The organism is Helicobacter sp. 11-8110, assembly GCF_003288905.1.
Lineage (GTDB): Bacteria > Campylobacterota > Campylobacteria > Campylobacterales > Helicobacteraceae > Helicobacter_D > Helicobacter_D colisuis.
In genome coordinates, this window is record NZ_NHYL01000001.1 from 253590 (window position 1) to 272330 (window position 18741).

An 18741-nucleotide genomic window follows, 5' to 3' on the forward strand; every position below is an offset into this window, starting at 1 on the left:
CATGCCATCTATCACATTAAATCCGAGACAACAAGCGCAATATGACGAATTCTCTATGGCGGAAAAAATTGCTATTTTATTAGTTCAGTTAGGTGATGAAATTACTGGGGAAGTTTTCTCGCATCTTGACTTAGATTCTATTACTGAAATCTCAAAATACATCGCCCAAAATTCCGGTGTAGATAAAACTATCGCTGCGGCTATTTTAGAAGAATTTTATGCTATTTTTCAATCCAATCAATACATTTCAACAGGTGGTTTTGAATATGCTAAAGAATTACTCTATCGCACACTAGGTCCAGAAGCTGCCAAAAGAGTTTTGGATAAACTTGCAAAATCAATGCAATCTTCACAGAATTTTGCTTATCTTTCGCGTGTGCGCCCACAACAACTTTCAGACTTTATTATTCACGAGCATCCGCAAACTATTGCTTTAATTCTTGCACATATGGATCCTACTAATGCTGCAGAAACATTAAGTTTCTTTTCAGATGATTTGCGTGCAGAAATCGCCATTCGTATGGCTAATCTTGGTGATATTTCACCCAATGTTGTCAAGCGCGTTTCAACCGTTTTGGAAAATAAACTCGAATCGCTTACAAGCTACAAAGTAGAAGTGGGTGGTGTGCGTGCTGTTGCAGAAGTCTTTAACCGCTTAGGTCAAAAAGCCGCTAAGGCAACTATTGCTTATATCGAACAAATTGATGATCAATTAGCAGGTGCGATTAAAGAAATGATGTTTACCTTTGAAGATATTGAAAAGCTTGATAATAACGCCATTAGAGAGATTCTAAAAATTGTCGATAAAAAAGACTTGATTCTAGCACTTAAAGCTTCTCCAGAGGAGCTTAAACAAAAATTTATGTCCAATATGTCTCAAAGGGCTAGTGATCAGTTTTTAGAAGAAATGCAATTTTTAGGCGCTGTTAAGGTTAAAGATGTTGAAGCTGCACAAAGAAGAATTGTAGAAACCGTGCAATCACTCTCTGAACAAGGCGTAATACAAATTGGCGAACAAGAGGATACCATTGAATAACATTAACGAACACAAAAACATCATCACAGAAGAAAGAAAATCAAAACACGATATTCAAAAATATAGTTTTAGAAATATGGAAGTTGCCAAAAAACAACAAACTTTAGATACAAAAAAAGATTTTGCACAAAAAGAGCCAGAACCAACTATATCACAAACCTCTCCTATATCTCAAGATTTATCAGAAGAGCAAATTCAAGAAGTGCAAAAAATAGAAGAAATACCAGTTCAAGTAGCTCCTTCACTCAAACTCTTTGAAACAGAGGTTGTTGATAAGATTCTCCAGAAGAGTGATGTTCTAGCGCAATCTTTGCAAAAACTCCAAGAACAATTTGATAAACAAGAAAAAGAAATTAGCCAAAAAGTTATTGAAGCCAAAGCTGAAGCCAAAGAACAAGGATTTAATGAAGGCTATCAAAAAGCCAAACAAGAATTAGAAGCGCAAATCAATAGCCAAAAAGAGCTTTATTCTTTAAGCATTAAACGCATTGATGAGCATATTAGTAATGCCAAAAATCACATTATTAATCTTGAGAAAGAATTGAGCTCTATCGCACTTGACATCGCCAAAGAAGTCATCACCAATGAAGTCAATACTAATAGCGCTAAAATCGCTACTTCTCTAGCAAGAAATCTCCTGCAAAATCTTGCAGAAAATACACAAGTTACACTAAAAGTTTTCCCAGGGGACTTAGAAGAGCTAAAAGAAACATTGCAAGATTTAAATAATGTAAGCATTCAAGGAGATCCAGCAATCGCCAAAGGAGGTGTAATTATTTTAAGTAATGAAGGCAATATTGATGGAGATATTTATATGCGTTTTGAAGCCCTTAAAAAATCCATTTTAGAAAGTAGATTCTAATGTCTCTTGATCCAAAATACTTAGAAATTTTAAAAAAAGATAATTTTAACGAGGATGATTATATCACACTCAATGAGTTGGCACAGGCTATACGCCAAAGAATCTTAGAGGTTGTCTCCAAAAATGGTGGTCATCTAAGCTCCTGTTTAGGATCTGTAGAATTAATTATAGCAATGCATTGTGTTTTTGATTCGCCAAATGATCCTTTTATTTTTGATGTTAGCCACCAAGCTTATGCGCACAAACTTCTAACAGATCGTTGGGATAGCTTTGAAACCTTGCGTCAAACCAATGGTATTAGTGGTTTTACAAAACCTCAAGAAAGCAATCACGACTATTTCATAGCAGGACACAGCTCCACTTCTATCTCCCTTGGAGTAGGAGTAGCAAAAGCTTTTTTACTTAATCACTCTAAAAATATTCCCGTTGTTTTAATTGGAGATGGCGCAATGAGCGCTGGATTAGCTTATGAAGCTCTTAATGAGCTAGGTGATAGAAAATATCCTATGGTTATTATTTTAAATGATAATGAAATGAGTATTGCAGAGCCTATTGGTGCAATTAGTAAGTATCTTTCCCAAGTCATTGCAGGAAGTTTTATTCAAAAAATCAAATCAAAAGTGAGTAATGCTTTTAACAAAATGCCAAATGCTACTTACCTAGCTAAACGATTTGAAGAATCCCTTAAACTTATCACCCCAGGATTACTCTTTGAAGAACTTGGGTTAGAATACATTGGTCCTATTAATGGACATAATCTTAAAGAATTAATCAATGTATTCAAACTTGCCAAAAATTTAAAAAAACCTATTGTAGTGCATACTCAAACACTAAAAGGCAAAGGCTATCCTTATGCAGAAGGTCATTTAGAACATTGGCATGGTGTGAGTCCTTTTGATATGCAAAAGGGAGTTTCTCTTTCACAATCAACTTCCAAAAGCCCAACTCAAATCTTTGCACAAACGCTTTTAGAATACGCACAAAATGATTCAAAAATAGTGGGTATCACCGCAGCAATGCCAAGCGGAACAGGGCTTGATTTACTTATCAAGCACTTTCCTAAACGCTTTTGGGATGTTGCTATTGCTGAACAACATGCCACAACACAAGCAAGCTCTTTGGCAAAAGAAGGCTTTAAGCCCTTTGTTGCTATTTATTCCACCTTTTTGCAACGCGCTTTTGATCAGCTAATCCATGATGTAGGCATTATGAAAATGCCAGTTAAATTTGCTATTGATCGCGCAGGAATTGTGGGTGAAGATGGAGAAACTCATCAGGGCGTTTTTGATATTGCCTATCTTAAAATAATCCCTAATTTTACACTTTTTGCACCACGCGATAATGCTACTTTAAAAGAAGCCATTACTTTTGCAAAAGATTTTTCTGATGGACCTTGTGCTTTCCGCTATCCTAGAAAATCATTTTTGCTTGAAGATAATCTCATTCAGCCCACTCCTTTTATCTATGGCAAACTAGAGATTTTACAAGAAGCTAAAAGCGATATCTTACTTATTGGTTATGGCAATGGGGTTGGTAGAGCTATAAAATGTGCTCAGATTCTAAAAAAATCAAACCTAGAATGTGGCATAGTAGATCTACGATTCCTAAAACCACTTGATGAAGTGTCCTTACAGAATCTTGGACAAAGATATTCTTGTTGGTTTATCTTTAGCGATAGTGCCAAAATGGGTGGAGTTGGCGAATCACTTTGCACCCTAGCCCAAAATTACAATCTTTCAATCAAAATTCATTCTTTTGAATTTGAAGATACTTTTATTCCTCATGGCATAACACAAGAAATAGAATCTCTAATGGGAGCTAATCCGCAAAATATTGCCAAAGAAATTTTAAAGATCATAGGAAAAGAAAATGTATAAAATCTTATTTTTCTTGTGTTTTATGTTTTCACAATCCATTTTTGCGCAAGATGACTTTTTAAATGAATTTGAATCTGAATACGCTTCAACAGCCATCAACGATCCTTTTGAAACTTATAATCGCTTTATGAGCAATGTCAATTGGGGGATTTATGATTATGTTTTTAGCCCTGCCCTAGAGAGTTACAACGCCGTTACTCCACTTGGATTAAGAATTGGTATTTATAACTTTTTTGACAACCTTGCTTCCCCCTTGCGTTTTCTCTCGCAATTATTAACTTTACATTTTAAAGAAGCAGGTAATGAGTTTGCAAGATTCTCGCTTAATAGCACCTTTGGAATTGGAGGAATCTTAGATATTGCAACCCCAAATGGCTTGTATTCTAAGCGTTCTGACTTTGGAATCACCTTTGGGAAATGGGGGCTTGATGGAGAATTCTACTTTGTTTTGCCATTACTTGGTCCCTCAAATTTTCGCGACATTCTTGCAATGCCTCTTAATGCTCTTGCTTATCCTGCTACTTATATTGATTCTTTTTGGACTTCGAGCGCCATTTACACCTTAAAAGAATTTAACTACACTGCAAGACACAAAGACACCATTGATACAATTAGAAGAGATGGTCTAGATTCTTATATCTTAATGAGAAATGCTTATGAGCAATTTAGAAATGAATTAATCAAGGAGTAACCTATGAAATTTGTTTTAAGCTTTTTATTTTTGGTGTTTTCAAGTTTTGCGCTTGAATTTAACCAAATCGATAAAACTATGGAAAACAAAATCAATAAAACCTTACAAATCCTACAAACTTCTAATCAAAGCATAAACACTATTGCACAAGAAATTTTTAATCTTTTTGATATGGTCTTTGATTATGAACTTATGGCAAAACTCTCCCTCTCAAAAAAATACAAAGATTTAACAAAAGATCAGCAAAATGCTTTTAATAAAGCTTTTGAAGCAAGTCTAAAACGCAGTTTTACTGATAAACTTCATCTTTACAAAGATGAAACAATAAAAGTCTTAGGTGGAGAAAAAATCAAAAATAATCGCTACAACCTTAAAACTTCTATTATTTTAGATGGAAAAATCAACTACATTATCTTTAAATTCAGAGAATTAAATGGTGATTGGAAAATCTATGATGTTGATGTTTTAGGTATTAGCGTTATCCAAACTTACCGCTCACAATTTGCTGATATTATTGATCAACAAGGCTTTGAAGCCCTGCTAAAAAAAATAGAAAGTGAAATTATCTTTGAAAATTAATATAGATTTGCTTTTTGTTTTTAAAAACATTTTAAGATACCCCAAAAGCATTTTATCTTTATGCTTTTTGGTTTTCTTAATCTCTCTTTTTTATACTCTCAAACTCCCTATTGATGCAAACTCTGAAAGTTTAATCGCAGAAAATAATAAAGATTTTAAAATTTATGAGGAGATTCTACAAAATTATCAAAGCAAAGACTTTTTAATTCTCTCTTTTAGTCCCCAAAATGATGATATTTTTAATCCACATTCCCTTAAAACACTTGAAAATCTTATTGATGATATTCAAAAAATTCCGCAAGTAGAGAGCACCCTAAGCATTCTTAATGCCCCATTGCTAAAAAGCACTCCAACCCTAGAGCTTCAAGATATTTTAAAAATCAATCCCACCTTGCTTTCCCCGCAAACTGACAAAAATCTAGCCAAACAAGAAATCTTAAACCACTCCTTTTATACACAAAACATTATTTCCAAAAACGCAAAAGTAGCTGGGATTCTTATCTTTTTAAAAGAAGATTCCAAACTCAAAGAACTCTTATTGCTCAAAAAATCTGCCACACCCCAAGAATCTCAACAAATACAAGAACTTATACGCACTCATAAAAAACAAATTCAAGACCAAAATGCAGAAATTATTCATTATCTAAAATCACTCCAAAGTCAATATCAATCCAAAGGCGAGATTCATCTTGGGGGAATCACTCTTATAACTAATGATATGATTGAATATGTCAAATCCGATCTCATCACTTATGGCACTATTTTAAGTATTATTCTAGCTCTGATGCTTTGGATATTCTTTAGGCAAATGTATTTTGTTATTCTTAGCTTTGGTGTTTGTCTCTTTGTTTTAATTGTAAGCAGTGGAATCTTTTCATTTTTAGGCTATCAAATTACGATTGTTTCTAGTAACTATGTCTCTTTGCTTTTGATTATTTCTGTTTCTTTAATTGTGCATTTAATTGTTTCTTATTTGGAATTTTACAAGAAATTCCCCAAAGCCTCACAAAAAAACTTAGTCTTTGCTGTAATGCTCAACAAATTTTCACCAAGCTTTTTTGCAGTCTTAACAACTATTATAGGATTTTTAAGCCTAATATTTTCTCAAATTCTCCCTATTATTCATCTAGGCATTATTATGAGTATTGGAGTTAGCGTTGCTCTTATATCCACCTTTATTCTTTTTGGGACAATTCTTGTGCTACTGCCAAAACCAACTCAACATAAAAATATTCCCAAATGGCATAAAAATCTACTAAGCAATTGCGCCAACATTGCAATCAATAAACCAAAACTAGTCTATGGTATTGCTTTATTTTGCATTCTCTTTAGCATTTATGGTATCTTGTCTTTAAGAGTAGAAAATAGCTTTGTTAATTATTTCAAAGACAAGAGCGAGATTAAACAAGGCTTACTTCTTATTGACAAAGAATTAGGTGGCACCATTCCACTGGAAATTATTGTTACTTTTGATGAAGAATCTAATAGCCATTCTACAAGTTTTGAAGATGAATTTGAAGCAGAATTTAATGCTTTAGAAAAGGAAGATTCTTATTGGTTTGATAGTCAAAAGCTACGGATTGCCAAAAATATCCATAATTACCTAAATAACAAAGAATTCATCGGCTCTATCTTAAGTCTCCATAGCCTTTCTATTTTGGTTGAATCTTTAGGCTTAGGTGCTGATGATTTTATGATGGCTTTTTTATACAAAAATTCCCCCCAAACCCTCAAAAGTCAGCTTTTTACACCTTATGTAAATCTTGAAAAAAATCAAATGCGCTTTGTTTTTCGCACTTTTGATTCCAATCCCAATCTTAAGCGCAATGCCTTTATTCAAGAAATTCAAAATGATTTAACACAAATCCTGCAAAAAGAACCTGTTAGTTTTCAAGTTAATGGCGTAATGGTGCTTTATAATAATCTTTTGCAAAATCTTATTGCCTCTCAAATTGATACACTTAGTCTTGTTATTGGTGCAATCTTTATCGTATTTATTTTGATTTTTAGAAGCCTAAAGCTTTCCATTATTGCCTTATTAACCAATCTTATTCCCTTGGGCGCTATCTTTGGATTTTTAGGGATAAGTGGGATTCCGCTAGATTTAATGGGTGTTACCATTGCGGCAATCTGCCTTGGTATTGGCGTTGATGATGTGATTCACTACATTCACCGCTACAAAGAAGAATTAAAATTCTACCCTATAAAAACAGCCATTAAAAACTCCCATAACTCCATCGGCAATGCAATGTATTACACAACTTTAATTATTGTTATAGGATTTTGCTCAATGATGAGTAGCAATTTTATTCCCACTATTTATTTTGGATTACTCACTACTCTTGTTATGCTTTTAATGCTAATAAGCTCACTTATTTTACTTCCGACACTTTTAATGACTTTTTATGCTAAAAAATAATCTTCTATTTTTAAAATCACATCAGAGCTAAAACAATCCCACTGCAAAGAATACACAAGCTCCATTTCTTGATTCTCATAACCTTGAAGATTTTCAAAAAATCTCAAAGCTTCTTTTGTAATTCCTTCTTGCTCCAAAATTACTTTACTATTATTTCCTCCAAATAGCTTTACAGATAATACTTTTGCCCTTGTTACAAATTTTGGGATAGCATTACCCTCTCCATAAGGCTCAAATTCACTTAAAGTTTTAAAAATTTCTCTATCTATTCTCTGAAGCGGCAAGATTCCAAGCACATCATTTTGATTTTTTTGTTTGCTATAAATCTCCATATTCATTAACGCACTTTTAAAATCTATAAATTTTTCTTGCAGTAATCCAAGACCAGCTGCCTTAAAATGCCCACCAAATTTTTCCAAAAATTCCTTATTTCTCTCCAAAACTTCAACACAATCTATGCTGTTAGAACGCATACTTCCCTTCAACCTACCCTCATTGCTAGTTAAAACAATGCTAGGTCTCTCAAACTCTTCACAAAGTTTTGCTGCAACAATCCCAATAACCCCTTCATTCCAATTCGGATTACACACTACTACAAAAGGCAAAGTTTCAAAGTTCTCTTGACGCATAAATTCTTCTTTTGCCTCCAAAAAAACTTGATTTTGTATAGCTTTTCTTTGCCAATTAAGCTCCAAAAGTTCCTCCAAAATTGCACAGGCTACTTTAAAATCATCTTGTATCAAAAACCGATAGGCAAGTTCAGCACTTCCTAGCCGACCAGCACAATTCAAAAGTGGGACAAAATAATATCCCAACAACCGAGAATTAAGTGGATATTTCTTAAAATGATTCCTTAACAAACTTAAAGACACTCGTTTATTTTGCTCTAAAATCTCTAGCCCTTTTTTTAAAAGCACCCAATTAATGCCCCTTAGAGGCATAACATCACTCACAATAGCCAAAGCCAACAAATCCAAAAATTCAAGCATTGAAACTTGCAAATTCATTTCTTTTTTAATAGCAGCGCACAGATACCACGCCACACAAGCTCCACAAATTTCAGATTCTGGGAAATTTGGAGAAAGCTTAGGATTGCAAATTAGTGCATCTGGTAGAATCTCTTGGGGGGTGTGGTGATCAGTGATAATTAACTCAATCCCTTTTTTTTTGCAAACTTCTGCAGCTTCTATGGCATTAATCCCATTATCTGCTGTGATAATCATATCACACTCTATTCTTTCTACCAAAGCACTAGAAATTCCATATCCATCACTAAAGCGATTAGGTATAACAATTGCAATCTTATAGGGTATTCTTTTAAAAAAATCTTGTAATATCGCACAAGACACAACACCATCCACATCATAATCCCCAACTACAACTATTCTTTTTTGTTCTTTTATGGCTTGGGCAATTTTTTGGGCAATTTCTGAAAGATTATTTAAAGTGCTTGGCAAGGGGAGATTTTGTAGATTTAAAATCTCCGTTGCACTAAAGCGCGTAGTAAGTTTCTTGCTAATAAGTTCTTTGTTAAGTAAAGGTAGATTCTGCAAATCAATTGGCATTATACTTTAAAGCCTGTTTAATAAACTCCAAGATTACCAAATTAGGTGCCTGCAATCTTGAAGTGAATTCTGGATGGAATTGAACAGCAACAAACCAAGGATGATTTTCTAACTCAATCACTTCAATAAGTCCTTTTGATTCCCCTGAGATAATCAATCCATTTTTTTCTAAAATCTCTTTGTATTTAGGGTTTGCTTCATAACGATGACGATGTCTTTCTTTGATAGTTTTTTGTCCATTATAAGCTTTTTGTAGCCTACTACCCTCTTTAGTTTGACACTCATACTCTCCAAGTCTCATTGTCCCACCCATAGGAGAAGTGTGCGTACGAATCTGCTTTTCCCCATTTTGATCAATGAAATTCTCAATTAAATAAATAAAAGGCTCTTTTGTTTCTAGATTAAACTCCATTGAATCAGCTTCCTTAATTCCCAATACATTACGCGCAAACTCCAAAATTGCCAGTTGCATACCAAGACAGATTCCAAGGAATGGAATTTTATTTTCCCTTGCAAATTTAATTGCTTCCATTTTGCCCTTAATCCCACGCTCACCAAATCCACCGGGCACTAAGATTCCATCAACATATTTTAATTGCTCTAATAGTTCTTGATTCCGTTCTAACTCCTCACTATCAATCCATTGAATATTCACTTTAGTGTCTAAATTTGCCCCTGCATGCACCAAAGCTTCAATAAGAGACTTATATGATTCTTTAAGGTTAAGATATTTACCAACAAAAGCAATACTTACTTCATTTTGAGGGGCTAAGATTCGCTTAACAAGACTATCCCATTCTTTCATATTAGGTGTAGATTGTGGTAATTTCAAAAACCTTGAAATTGGAACCAAAACCCCCTCTTTTAGGAAATTTAAAGGCATTTGATAAATGCTTTTAGCATCTTGAGCAGTAATCACACAATCATAATCCACATCACAACCCATTGAGAGCTTATTTTTTAACTCTTTTGATAATTCTTTTTCTGTGCGTGCAATAATAATTTGCGGAGTAATACCAATGCGTCTTAACTCCTGCACACTATGTTGCGTGGGCTTTGTTTTTAATTCTCCTGCCACACGAATAAGTGGAATGAGTGTAACATGCACACTAATTACACGCTCTATCCCATATTCATGCTTAATCTCGCGCATTGCCTCCAAAAATGGTAATCCTTCAATATCGCCCACAGTTCCACCAAGCTCGACCACCAAAATCTCCTTGCCCTCACCTGCAAGTTTAATTCTTCTTTTAATCTCATCAACAATATGTGGAATCACCTGAATAGTCTTACCCAAATACCCACCTTTGCGCTCTCTATCAATAACAGAAAGATACACTTGCCCAGTTGTAAAGTTGTTTTTGGAAGAAAAATCCATATTTAAAAACCGCTCATAATGCCCAATATCTAAATCAGTCTCCGCACCATCTCGCGTAACAAAGACTTCTCCGTGCTCTAAAGGACTCATTGTGCCAGGATCGACATTGATATAAGGATCAATTTTTAAAATCCCCACTTCAAAACCAGAATGTTTTAATAAAGTTGCAATAGATGAAGAAGTGATCCCTTTACCAAGAGAGCTTAAAACCCCTCCTGTTACAAATATATATTTTGTCTCTATCTTAGACATAGCAAAACCTCTAAAAAATATTTTGGAAATTATAACGCCTTAGAAGTTAATTTTCACTTTTTTATAAGCTTGTTTTTTCTCTTAAGATATTTTATAACTTTTTTATTCACTATTTTAATTTTATTTTTCATTAAAATCATAAATCTTTAAAATGAATTTTTTACCCTCTTTACAAAAAAATGCTGGAAATTCTTCATTACTCACAATTCTTAACAAATTAAATTGTTCCTCTAAACTTTTTGTCAAATCCAATTCACTATCTTTTGGGCTTCTTTTAGGATAAAAACTCTCACTCCCTTCTTGTTTTTTAGGGGAAATATTGGGATATTTTTCCAAAAATTCCAAACACATTGTTTGACACATTTTAGCCTGTTTATCTCTTAACTCTTCGTATAACTCTACCCCATTTAACTTTAATATTTTTTGCAAATAAATCTCACCATTATCGGCTTTTTCATCTGCTTCAAACAAAGAAAAAATAATCTCATTTTTACCCTCTAAAATTTGCCAAAACATTGGAGACCAACCTTTTCCTTTAGGTAAATTAGAAGCGTGAATAACAAGATTATACTTATTTTTCACCAAAAAAGTTTTAGGGATAATTTGATGATAAGAAAGAATAAAAATGATCTCATAAGCTTGTTTAATTTCTTGATGCGAGAAATACAAATCACTTTTAGGAATCTTAGCACGCAACTCTTCTGCATAAGGAATAAACCATTGATTGGGCGAAGTTAAAATTGCTACTCTCATTAACTTGCCTTTCTTTGAAGAATAGGAAAACTAATAAAACTATTATTTAGCCCCCCCCCCCCCGATAATATTTAAAATAACTCATTATCTCATCCTTTTTTGTTAAAATAAAGCCAAATCTTAAATAAAGATTAATAGCCTTGATATTCTCATTAAAAGCACAAGCATAAAGATTCTTAACAGCCAATTCCTTTAAAGCATAATCCATAAGAATCTCCATAAGTTTTGCACCATAGCCTTTTAAATGTGGATTTTGGTATAATCCAAACTCACACGAATTGCCTCTTTTTAAATCCACAAAATCAATCACACCAATAGCCTCTTGATTTAAAAAAACTAAAAAATACAATTTTGTAGAATTATTTTTTAACCCTTCAATAAAACCCAAATGCTCTTCCCAAGAAATTACCTTATTTTTCATAAAGCAAGAAATTTTTGGGTTATTTCTCCATTCCCAAATCTCTCGCTTTTGACAATCATCAAGCTCAACAAAATTCTTTAAAATTACCACTTAAGCAAAAACTCCTACAAGATAATTAGATAGCCAAGCCATTTTTCCACTCATTATCAAAATTCCAATTGTAATTAATAACCCACCAGCAAACCACTCAATCCATTTAAAATATTTCTTAATGTGATCCAAAAATGCAAAAACATACCCAACCAAAAAAGCACAAAGCAAAAAAGGCAAACTAAATCCTAGAGTATAAACCACCATAAGCTTAATCCCATCACTAGCTTCCAAACTCGCTAGAGAAATAATTCCTGCTAAAATAGGACCCACACAAGGTGTCCAACCCAACGAAAAACTCACACCTAACAAAAAAGGAGTAAAAAAATCACGAAAAAAATTAAAAGAGATTGTTTGAATGGAAAAAGTTTTTTGGTAATTCAAAAAAGGAATCTGAATAATTCTAGCCGTATGCAACCCAAAAACTATTAAGATCCCTCCAGCAAAATACGCCACAATAGGACTAAGCAAAATACCTCCACCCAAGATTCTAGCTGCCACAGCCCCTAATAAAACAAAAACAATTCCCATCCCTAAAACAAAAAATAAAGCATTACGAACAATCACTAAGCGCATTCTCAAATCCAACTTCTTATAAGCCTTAAGCTCACTGATAGATACTTCTGAAATATAAGAGAGGTAAGCAGGAATAAGTGGCAAAACGCAGGGACTAATAAAAGTTAGAATCCCTGCAATAAAGCTGATTAAAAGTGGTGCCTTGTCAAAAAAAACAATCAACCATTCTTCCAAAAGCAATCCCTATTACAAAAAAGTTACTAATCTAGCAAATTAGGTAGCCACAAGGAAATTTCTGGAACATAAGTTGTCAAAATTAAACCAAATAGCAAAACACATAACCAAGGAATAATAGAAATTGTTACATCTTTTAGGCTTAAATTTGTCAATGAACTCGCCACAAAAAGATTCAAGCCAACAGGTGGCGTTAGCATACCAATCTCCATATTTACAATCATAATAATACCAAAATGAATAGGATCAATTCCAAGCTGCAATGCAATTGGCAAAAGCAATGGCGTCATAATCATAACAACCGAGCTTGGCTCCATAAATTGCCCCATTATAAAGAGAATGAGATTAACTAGGATCAAAAACATCCACCAAGTCATATTCATATCCACTAAACTCTCAGCAATAATATGTGGTATCCTCTCACTTGTTAAGAAATGTGCAAAGACAACTGCAAAACCAATAATAAAGAAAATCATCGCTGTTGTGATGGCAGCATCCAAAAATACACCATATAGATCTTTAATTTTAATGTCTTTATACACAAAAATTGAGACAATAAAAGCATACACTGCGCTAATTCCTGCTGCTTCAGTGGCAGTAAAGATTCCTGCATAGATTCCGCCAATTACAACAAAAACAATCAATAACGCCCAAAAAGCTTCTTTAAACTTCATCCATCGTTCTTTAAAGCTTGCTGGAGTTGTTGATTTAAATCCAAGTCGCTTAGCACCAATATATGCATAAAGCATCATCGCTCCACCAATCATTAAACCAGGAATGACTCCCGCCATAAAAAGCTTTTCAATAGAAACTTCCGCTGTTACACCATAAACAATCATTACAACAGAAGGTGGAATCAAAATCCCAAGACTACCCGCTGAAGTAATTGCGCCCACAGAATAGCTCTTAGGATATCCTGCTTCGTTTAGTGCAACAAACATAACCGAACCAATTGCAACAACAGTAGCAGGAGAACTTCCACTTACAGCAGCAAAAATAATACAAGCCAAAATCGCACTCATAGGAAGCCCACCTGGCAAATGCCCCACGATGCTTTTTGCAAAATCAACAATTCTTTGTGCGGAACTTCCTTTACTCATCAAAGAACCCGCTAAAATAAACATTGGAATCGCCATTAACGCTGGTTTTAAACCATTAAGCATAATCTCTGGAACTCCCATAATATCATAGGAACTAAATAAAATCATCGTGCATACCGCACTCACTCCCAAGGAAATTGCAACAGGAACACCAAGCAACAACAATCCAAACAAAACAATTAGCAAAAATGCAACACTCATAATCTCCCCTTAATCCTTAATCACCGAATCATGTATCATTTCTTCTTCTGCATTTTTAACAACTTTATCAGCATCCATCCAAGAAACTTCATAAATTTTTTCTATACTGCGGTAAGTTGCCCCAAAAAATGCAATTGGCAAACAAAGAAGGAAAATCCATAAAGGGACATTATGAAGTGCCTCACTCATATAGCCTATTTCGTAATTCAACACGCAAACCATCAAACTTGCATAAAACATAAATCCTAAAAAAATAGAATTCAAGATATGTGTCCCAAGAACACAAGCTTTTGCCCAAGATGGAGAGAATTTTTCAAGAAGCATTGTTACAGAAATATGAACACCTTTTCTAAAGCCATAAGCTGCTCCAAAAAAAGCCGACCACAAAAAACAATATCGTGCCACTTCCTCTGCCCAAGTTAATGAGCCAATCTCCGGGAAAAACCCGGCGATATATCGCATAAATACATTAATTGCTGTAATCACAATTCCAATCACCATTCCACACACAGCAACATTTTTATTAATTCCTGCAATAATTACATCTAAAATTGCAAAGAATTTGTTGATTTCAGGACTTTTGTGCGCATATAAAAACGGCTTTTGAATTATTAATAACAATCCTTTCAAATCCAACCCTTTATTTAGTATTAATTGTCTTTTCGATTAACTCTTGACTAACTAAATCATAAAACTTTGGATAAATTGCAACCATCACATCTTTCCATTGTTGCTTTTGATCTTCAGTAAGCTCAAAAATCTGCGTTCCTGTTTTATCATCTGCTTTAAGTTTATCTAAAAGCATCGCTTCTTCTTTTGCACTCTCTTCTCTTTCATAAGCAGTCGCTTCTTTCATTGCTGCAACAAATTTCTCCTGTAAATCTTTTGGCAATTCATTCCAAAACTTCTCACTTGCAACTACCAAATAGCCTAAATATCCGTGATTAGACATTGTAATAGAGCTTTGCACTTCATAAAATTTAGAATTATAAAGGTTTGAAAGCGGATTCTCAGCTGCATCAACAACACCAGTTTGCAATGCTGAATAAACTTCTCCAAAAGGTAAAACTTGTGGAATCCCTTTAACTGCTTTTGTTTGTTCCTCTAACACTTTAGAACTCATAATACGCATTTTTTGTCCTTCCACATCACTTGGCAAAACAATTGGCTTTTTATTAGTGCTAAATTGCTTAAACCCAGCATCCCAATAATCCAATGCCACATAACCCTTAGCAGTAACCACATCTTTTAGAATTTGCCCTACTTCTCCATCCATTACTTTATGTAAATGCTCTGTATCGCGAAAAATAAAAGGAATATCCCATAAATTAAACTCTTTAGCAAAAGGGGTAAATTTTGAAAAGCTAGGTGCAGCTAATTGCACATTATTACGCTTAAGTTCTTGAAAAACCTTGTCATCATCAACAAGTTGTGCTGATGGGAATACATGCACCACGATGCGACCATCTGTCATTTCATTGACTCGTTTTGCAAAAAAATCCGCCGCCCTTCCCTTTGGGGTATTAGCACTCACAACATGAGCAAATTTAACCTCATACACTTTGTTTGGATCATCAGTGGCTACAGATTCTTTGTTGCCACCTCCACAACCTACCAAAGCAAATGTAGCAAATATTGAAGCTAAAATGATTTTCTTCATTAATCTCTCCTTTTGGAAAATAAAAATATAAAAACTTACACTTAAGCGTAAGATTTCATATTTTACAGAGTTTTGCTAAAAGTATAGTTTATTTTTGTTTCTTTATTTGAAATCCTAATTTTAAGGCTATAAAAATTACTTTTTGAAACAAAGTATTTAATTTATTATGATTTATAATTTGCAATCGCCTTATCCAAAATCGCCTTAGCACTCTCCAAATCGCAATACTCTTTAACTTTTACCCATTTATTTGGCTCTAGCATCTTGTAAGTTTCGAAGAAATTTTTGATTCTATCAAGTGTAATTTTTGGCAAATCTTCTAGTGATTTAATATTGTCATACCTTGGATCAATCTTTGAAACTGGCACAGCAATCAATTTCTCATCTATTCCACTTTCATCTTCCATAATCAAAACACCAATTAATCTCGCCTTAATCACACTTCCTGCTTGTAAAGGATATTCATTGATTACCAGCACATCAGCAGGATCACCATCATCACTCAAGGTATTTGGCACAAACCCATAATTAGCAGGATAAAACATCGCACTATACATCACTCTATCAACAACAACTGCGCCACTCTCTTTGTCAATTTCATACTTTATATTGCTTCCATAAGGAATCTCAATTACAACATTTAATTTATCCGGATTACTTCCTACTTCAATTTTGCTTAAGTTCATATTTTCTCCTTTAGATTTTACTTTTAATAAAGCTTTCCATTTCGCTTACAATTTCTTCAATGGTTCTTTCCCCATTAATTTTATGCAAAATGCCCTTGCTTGTATAAAATTTCTGAATCTCCGCCAAAGGTTCTAAATATACTTTCATTCTATTATTAAACACTTCGACATTATCATCTGCGCCCCTAGCACGCCCTAGCACTCTATCACAAGCAACTTTTTCACTCACCTCAACTTCAATCACACTCTCCAAAATGATTTCTTCCTTTTGTGCTAGAATCTTATCTAGCTCTTGCATTTGCTCCACGCTTCTAGGATAACCATCAATAATTACAACATTTTTAGGAGCATTAGAAATCGCATCAACAATGGTTTTAACTACAATATCCAAAGGAACAAGATTTCCCCTACTTGTAAAGCTATCAATCAGCTTCCCTAGCTCACTCCCACTTGCCACTTCAGCGCGTAGTAATTCACCTGTAGAATAATGCACCATAGAATCGCTATTGTTTTTACTAATAATCTCTGCATCTGTGGTCTTACCGCTTCCTGGCGCACCAATCACCAAAAATAACTTCTTCATAAATTCTCCTTATTTTTTTGTTTCTCTTACTCTAATGTGTAATTCTCTTAATTGTTCTTCATTAGCAGGACTTGGAGCTTCTGTAAGCGGACAAGTCGCTTTTTGAGTTTTAGGGAATGCAATAACATCTCGGATAGAATGCGCTTTGCAAAGCAACATAATAATTCTATCCAAACCAAAGGCAATTCCTCCATGTGGTGGCGCCCCGAATTGTAACGCTTCAAGTAAAAAGCTAAACTTATCTTGCGCTTCTTCTTGGCTGATTCCTAAAAGTTCAAATACCTTGCTTTGAATCTCTTGCTTATGAATTCTAATACTTCCACCACCAATTTCAAATCCATTTAACACTACATCATACGCCACAGAATTAATCTCTTCAATATCTTGCACTTCTAGATTCTTTGGCATTGTAAAGGGGTGGTGCAATGCAGAAATACTGCCATCATCATTGCCTTCAAACATAGGAAAATCTACAACCCAAAGGAATTGATAAACACTCTCATCAATCATTCCCATATCACTAGCAATTTTTTGGCGCAAACGACCCATATAATCCCAAACGATTTTTTTAGCCCCAGCGCCAAAGAAAATAATATCGCCAACACTAGCGCCAACACGCTCCAATAAAACTTTAAGATTCTCTTCCTTGATGAACTTAACTAAAGGTCCTTTGATCCCATCTTCTTTGATTTGCAAATACGCCAAGCCTTTTGCTCCAAACTTTCTCACAAACTCTTCAGCTTCACCTAGAGTTTTGCGGCTAAAGAAATTATCTCCACCTTTAACACAAAGTGCTTTAAAGCGATTTTTCTTGGAATCTTTAGCAATGGAGGCAAAAATTTCATTACTTGAATCAACAAACAAATCCCCCACTTCAACAAGTGGTAATTCATAGCGTAAATCAGGCTTATCACTACCATACTTCTCCATAACTTCATTATAAGCATGGTGCGGAAAGGGCGTTTGAATAGTAATACCACAAGCTGCAAAAATAGATTTTAAAACTTCCTCTGCCACCCCTATCACATCTTTTTGCTCACAAAAACTCATTTCAATATCAATTTGTGTAAATTCAGGTTGTCTATCTAGTCTTAAATCTTCATCTCTAAAACATTTTGCAATTTGAAAATATTTATCAAATCCACTCACCATTAAAAGTTGCTTAAAAAGTTGCGGACTTTGCGGTAATGCATAAAATTCTCCATGATGCACACGACTTGGCACGAGATAATCTCTTGCGCCCTCTGGAGTAGCTTTAGTTAAAATCGGAGTTTCAATCTCTAAAAACCCCAGATGACTTAGAGTATTTCTCACGGCTTGAGCGACCTTGCTTCTTGTGATAAATATCTCTTGTAAGCGGGGATTACGCAAATCCAAATAACGATACTTTAATCTTACATCTTCTCCCACACTCTCATCACCCACAGCAATAGGCGGAGTTAAGCTTTTGTTTTCAATGGTTAATTCATCAATCAAAACTTCAATTTTACCGGTTTTAAGTCTTGGATTCTCTAAGCCCTCTCCTCTCTTTCTTACCTTGCCTTTTGCAACTAGCACATACTCATCTCGCACTTCACTAGCGATTTTGTGAGCTTGCTGTGAATCTTTTGGATCAAAAACAAGCTGCACTATTCCACTTCTATCGCGCAAATCAATAAAAATAATTCCGCCGTGATCTCTATAAGTATTACACCAACCGCATAAAGTTACTTCCCTACCAATATCTTTTTCATCTAAATCTGTGCAATAATGGCTTCTCAAAACGCTTACTCCTAAATTTTATTGTTACCAAAAAGTGGATTCTATCAAAAAAGTTATAATATAACATTTAAAAGAAT

General features: G+C 34.3%; 17 protein-coding genes. 6 read left to right on the forward strand and 11 right to left on the reverse strand.

The features are described from left to right. Position 1 precedes the first annotated feature (1 nt). The 6 genes from fliG to CCY98_RS01175 are packed head-to-tail and all read left to right on the forward strand — an operon-like array spanning position 2 to position 7464. Complete coding sequence (gene fliG, locus CCY98_RS01150) at positions 2–1036, forward strand: flagellar motor switch protein FliG (protein ID WP_112056773.1); 1035 nt, start codon at positions 2–4, stop codon at positions 1034–1036. Continuing rightward, entirely contained in the window at positions 1029–1898 is an 870-nt protein-coding gene (fliH, locus tag CCY98_RS01155; protein ID WP_112056774.1) for a flagellar assembly protein FliH, read from the forward strand. Before fliG ends, fliH begins: the two co-directional genes overlap by 8 nt. Next, the gene (dxs, locus tag CCY98_RS01160; RefSeq protein WP_112056775.1) at positions 1898–3775 is read left to right on the forward strand and encodes a 1-deoxy-D-xylulose-5-phosphate synthase; all 1878 of its coding nucleotides are present in this window, start codon (positions 1898–1900) and stop codon (positions 3773–3775) included. Before fliH ends, dxs begins: the two co-directional genes overlap by 1 nt. Then, positions 3768–4466: a VacJ family lipoprotein gene (locus tag CCY98_RS01165; protein ID WP_112056776.1), complete on the forward strand. Its 699-nt coding sequence runs from the start codon at positions 3768–3770 to the stop codon at positions 4464–4466. Before dxs ends, CCY98_RS01165 begins: the two co-directional genes overlap by 8 nt. A gap of 3 nt (positions 4467–4469) precedes the next feature. After that, positions 4470–5045, forward strand: a complete 576-nt coding sequence (locus tag CCY98_RS01170; RefSeq protein ID WP_112056777.1) for an ABC transporter substrate-binding protein — start codon at positions 4470–4472, stop codon at positions 5043–5045. Continuing rightward, positions 5035–7464 carry an MMPL family transporter gene (locus tag CCY98_RS01175; protein ID WP_258437808.1) on the forward strand — a complete coding sequence of 810 codons (2430 nt, stop codon included), beginning with the start codon at positions 5035–5037 and terminating at the stop codon, positions 7462–7464. The genes CCY98_RS01170 and CCY98_RS01175 overlap by 11 nt, the downstream gene beginning before the upstream one ends. Here CCY98_RS01175 and recJ read toward each other — a convergent pair. The 11 genes from recJ to aspS all read right to left on the reverse strand — a co-directional run bounded on the left by recJ (position 7449) and on the right by aspS (position 18664). Beyond that, positions 7449–9029, reverse strand: coding sequence for a single-stranded-DNA-specific exonuclease RecJ (gene recJ, locus CCY98_RS01180; RefSeq protein WP_112056778.1), 1581 nt, complete (start codon positions 9027–9029; stop codon positions 7449–7451). The two genes, CCY98_RS01175 and recJ, sit on opposite strands and share 16 nt — an antisense overlap. Next, positions 9019–10659: a CTP synthase gene (locus tag CCY98_RS01185; RefSeq protein ID WP_112056779.1), complete on the reverse strand. Its 1641-nt coding sequence runs from the start codon at positions 10657–10659 to the stop codon at positions 9019–9021. Before CCY98_RS01185 ends, recJ begins: the two co-directional genes overlap by 11 nt. 120 nt (positions 10660–10779) lie before the next feature. Next, positions 10780–11412, reverse strand: a complete 633-nt coding sequence (locus CCY98_RS01190; RefSeq protein WP_112056780.1) for a formyltransferase family protein — start codon at positions 11410–11412, stop codon at positions 10780–10782. Between the two features lie 46 nt (positions 11413–11458). Further along, positions 11459–11923, reverse strand: a complete 465-nt coding sequence (pseH, locus tag CCY98_RS01195; protein ID WP_112056781.1) for a UDP-4-amino-4,6-dideoxy-N-acetyl-beta-L-altrosamine N-acetyltransferase — start codon at positions 11921–11923, stop codon at positions 11459–11461. Further along, positions 11924–12673, reverse strand: coding sequence for a cytochrome c biogenesis protein CcdA (locus CCY98_RS01200; RefSeq protein ID WP_112056782.1), 750 nt, complete (start codon positions 12671–12673; stop codon positions 11924–11926). A 26-nt stretch (positions 12674–12699) separates the two neighbouring features. Next, entirely contained in the window at positions 12700–13974 is a 1275-nt protein-coding gene (locus CCY98_RS01205; protein WP_112056783.1) for a TRAP transporter large permease subunit, read from the reverse strand. A 9-nt stretch (positions 13975–13983) separates the two neighbouring features. Beyond that, positions 13984–14595, reverse strand: coding sequence for a TRAP transporter small permease (locus CCY98_RS01210; protein WP_181566531.1), 612 nt, complete (start codon positions 14593–14595; stop codon positions 13984–13986). Positions 14596–14614: 19 nt separating this feature from the next. Then, positions 14615–15634, reverse strand: a complete 1020-nt coding sequence (locus tag CCY98_RS01215) for a DctP family TRAP transporter solute-binding subunit (protein WP_112056784.1) — start codon at positions 15632–15634, stop codon at positions 14615–14617. 164 nt (positions 15635–15798) lie between these two features. After that, positions 15799–16320, reverse strand: a complete 522-nt coding sequence (gene ppa / locus CCY98_RS01220) for an inorganic diphosphatase (protein WP_112056785.1) — start codon at positions 16318–16320, stop codon at positions 15799–15801. Positions 16321–16330: 10 nt separating this feature from the next. Further along, positions 16331–16903 carry an adenylate kinase gene (locus tag CCY98_RS01225; protein ID WP_112056786.1) on the reverse strand — a complete coding sequence of 191 codons (573 nt, stop codon included), beginning with the start codon at positions 16901–16903 and terminating at the stop codon, positions 16331–16333. Between the two features lie 9 nt (positions 16904–16912). Next, positions 16913–18664 carry an aspartate--tRNA ligase gene (gene aspS / locus CCY98_RS01230; RefSeq protein ID WP_112056787.1) on the reverse strand — a complete coding sequence of 584 codons (1752 nt, stop codon included), beginning with the start codon at positions 18662–18664 and terminating at the stop codon, positions 16913–16915. Positions 18665–18741 lie beyond the last annotated feature (77 nt).

Coding starts and splice junctions, on each gene's coding strand:
- dxs (WP_112056775.1), top strand. CDS start 1,898: ATGTCTCTTGATCCAAAATACTTAGAAATTTTAAAAAAAGATAATTTT.
- CCY98_RS01225 (WP_112056786.1), bottom strand. CDS start 16,903: ATGAAGAAGTTATTTTTGGTGATTGGTGCGCCAGGAAGCGGTAAGACC.
- fliG (WP_112056773.1), top strand. CDS start 2: ATGCCATCTATCACATTAAATCCGAGACAACAAGCGCAATATGACGAA.
- CCY98_RS01205 (WP_112056783.1), bottom strand. CDS start 13,974: ATGAGTGTTGCATTTTTGCTAATTGTTTTGTTTGGATTGTTGTTGCTT.
- ppa (WP_112056785.1), bottom strand. CDS start 16,320: ATGAACTTAAGCAAAATTGAAGTAGGAAGTAATCCGGATAAATTAAAT.
- CCY98_RS01165 (WP_112056776.1), top strand. CDS start 3,768: ATGTATAAAATCTTATTTTTCTTGTGTTTTATGTTTTCACAATCCATT.
- CCY98_RS01190 (WP_112056780.1), bottom strand. CDS start 11,412: ATGAGAGTAGCAATTTTAACTTCGCCCAATCAATGGTTTATTCCTTAT.
- CCY98_RS01185 (WP_112056779.1), bottom strand. CDS start 10,659: ATGTCTAAGATAGAGACAAAATATATATTTGTAACAGGAGGGGTTTTA.
- CCY98_RS01170 (WP_112056777.1), top strand. CDS start 4,470: ATGAAATTTGTTTTAAGCTTTTTATTTTTGGTGTTTTCAAGTTTTGCG.
- CCY98_RS01215 (WP_112056784.1), bottom strand. CDS start 15,634: ATGAAGAAAATCATTTTAGCTTCAATATTTGCTACATTTGCTTTGGTA.
- recJ (WP_112056778.1), bottom strand. CDS start 9,029: ATGCCAATTGATTTGCAGAATCTACCTTTACTTAACAAAGAACTTATT.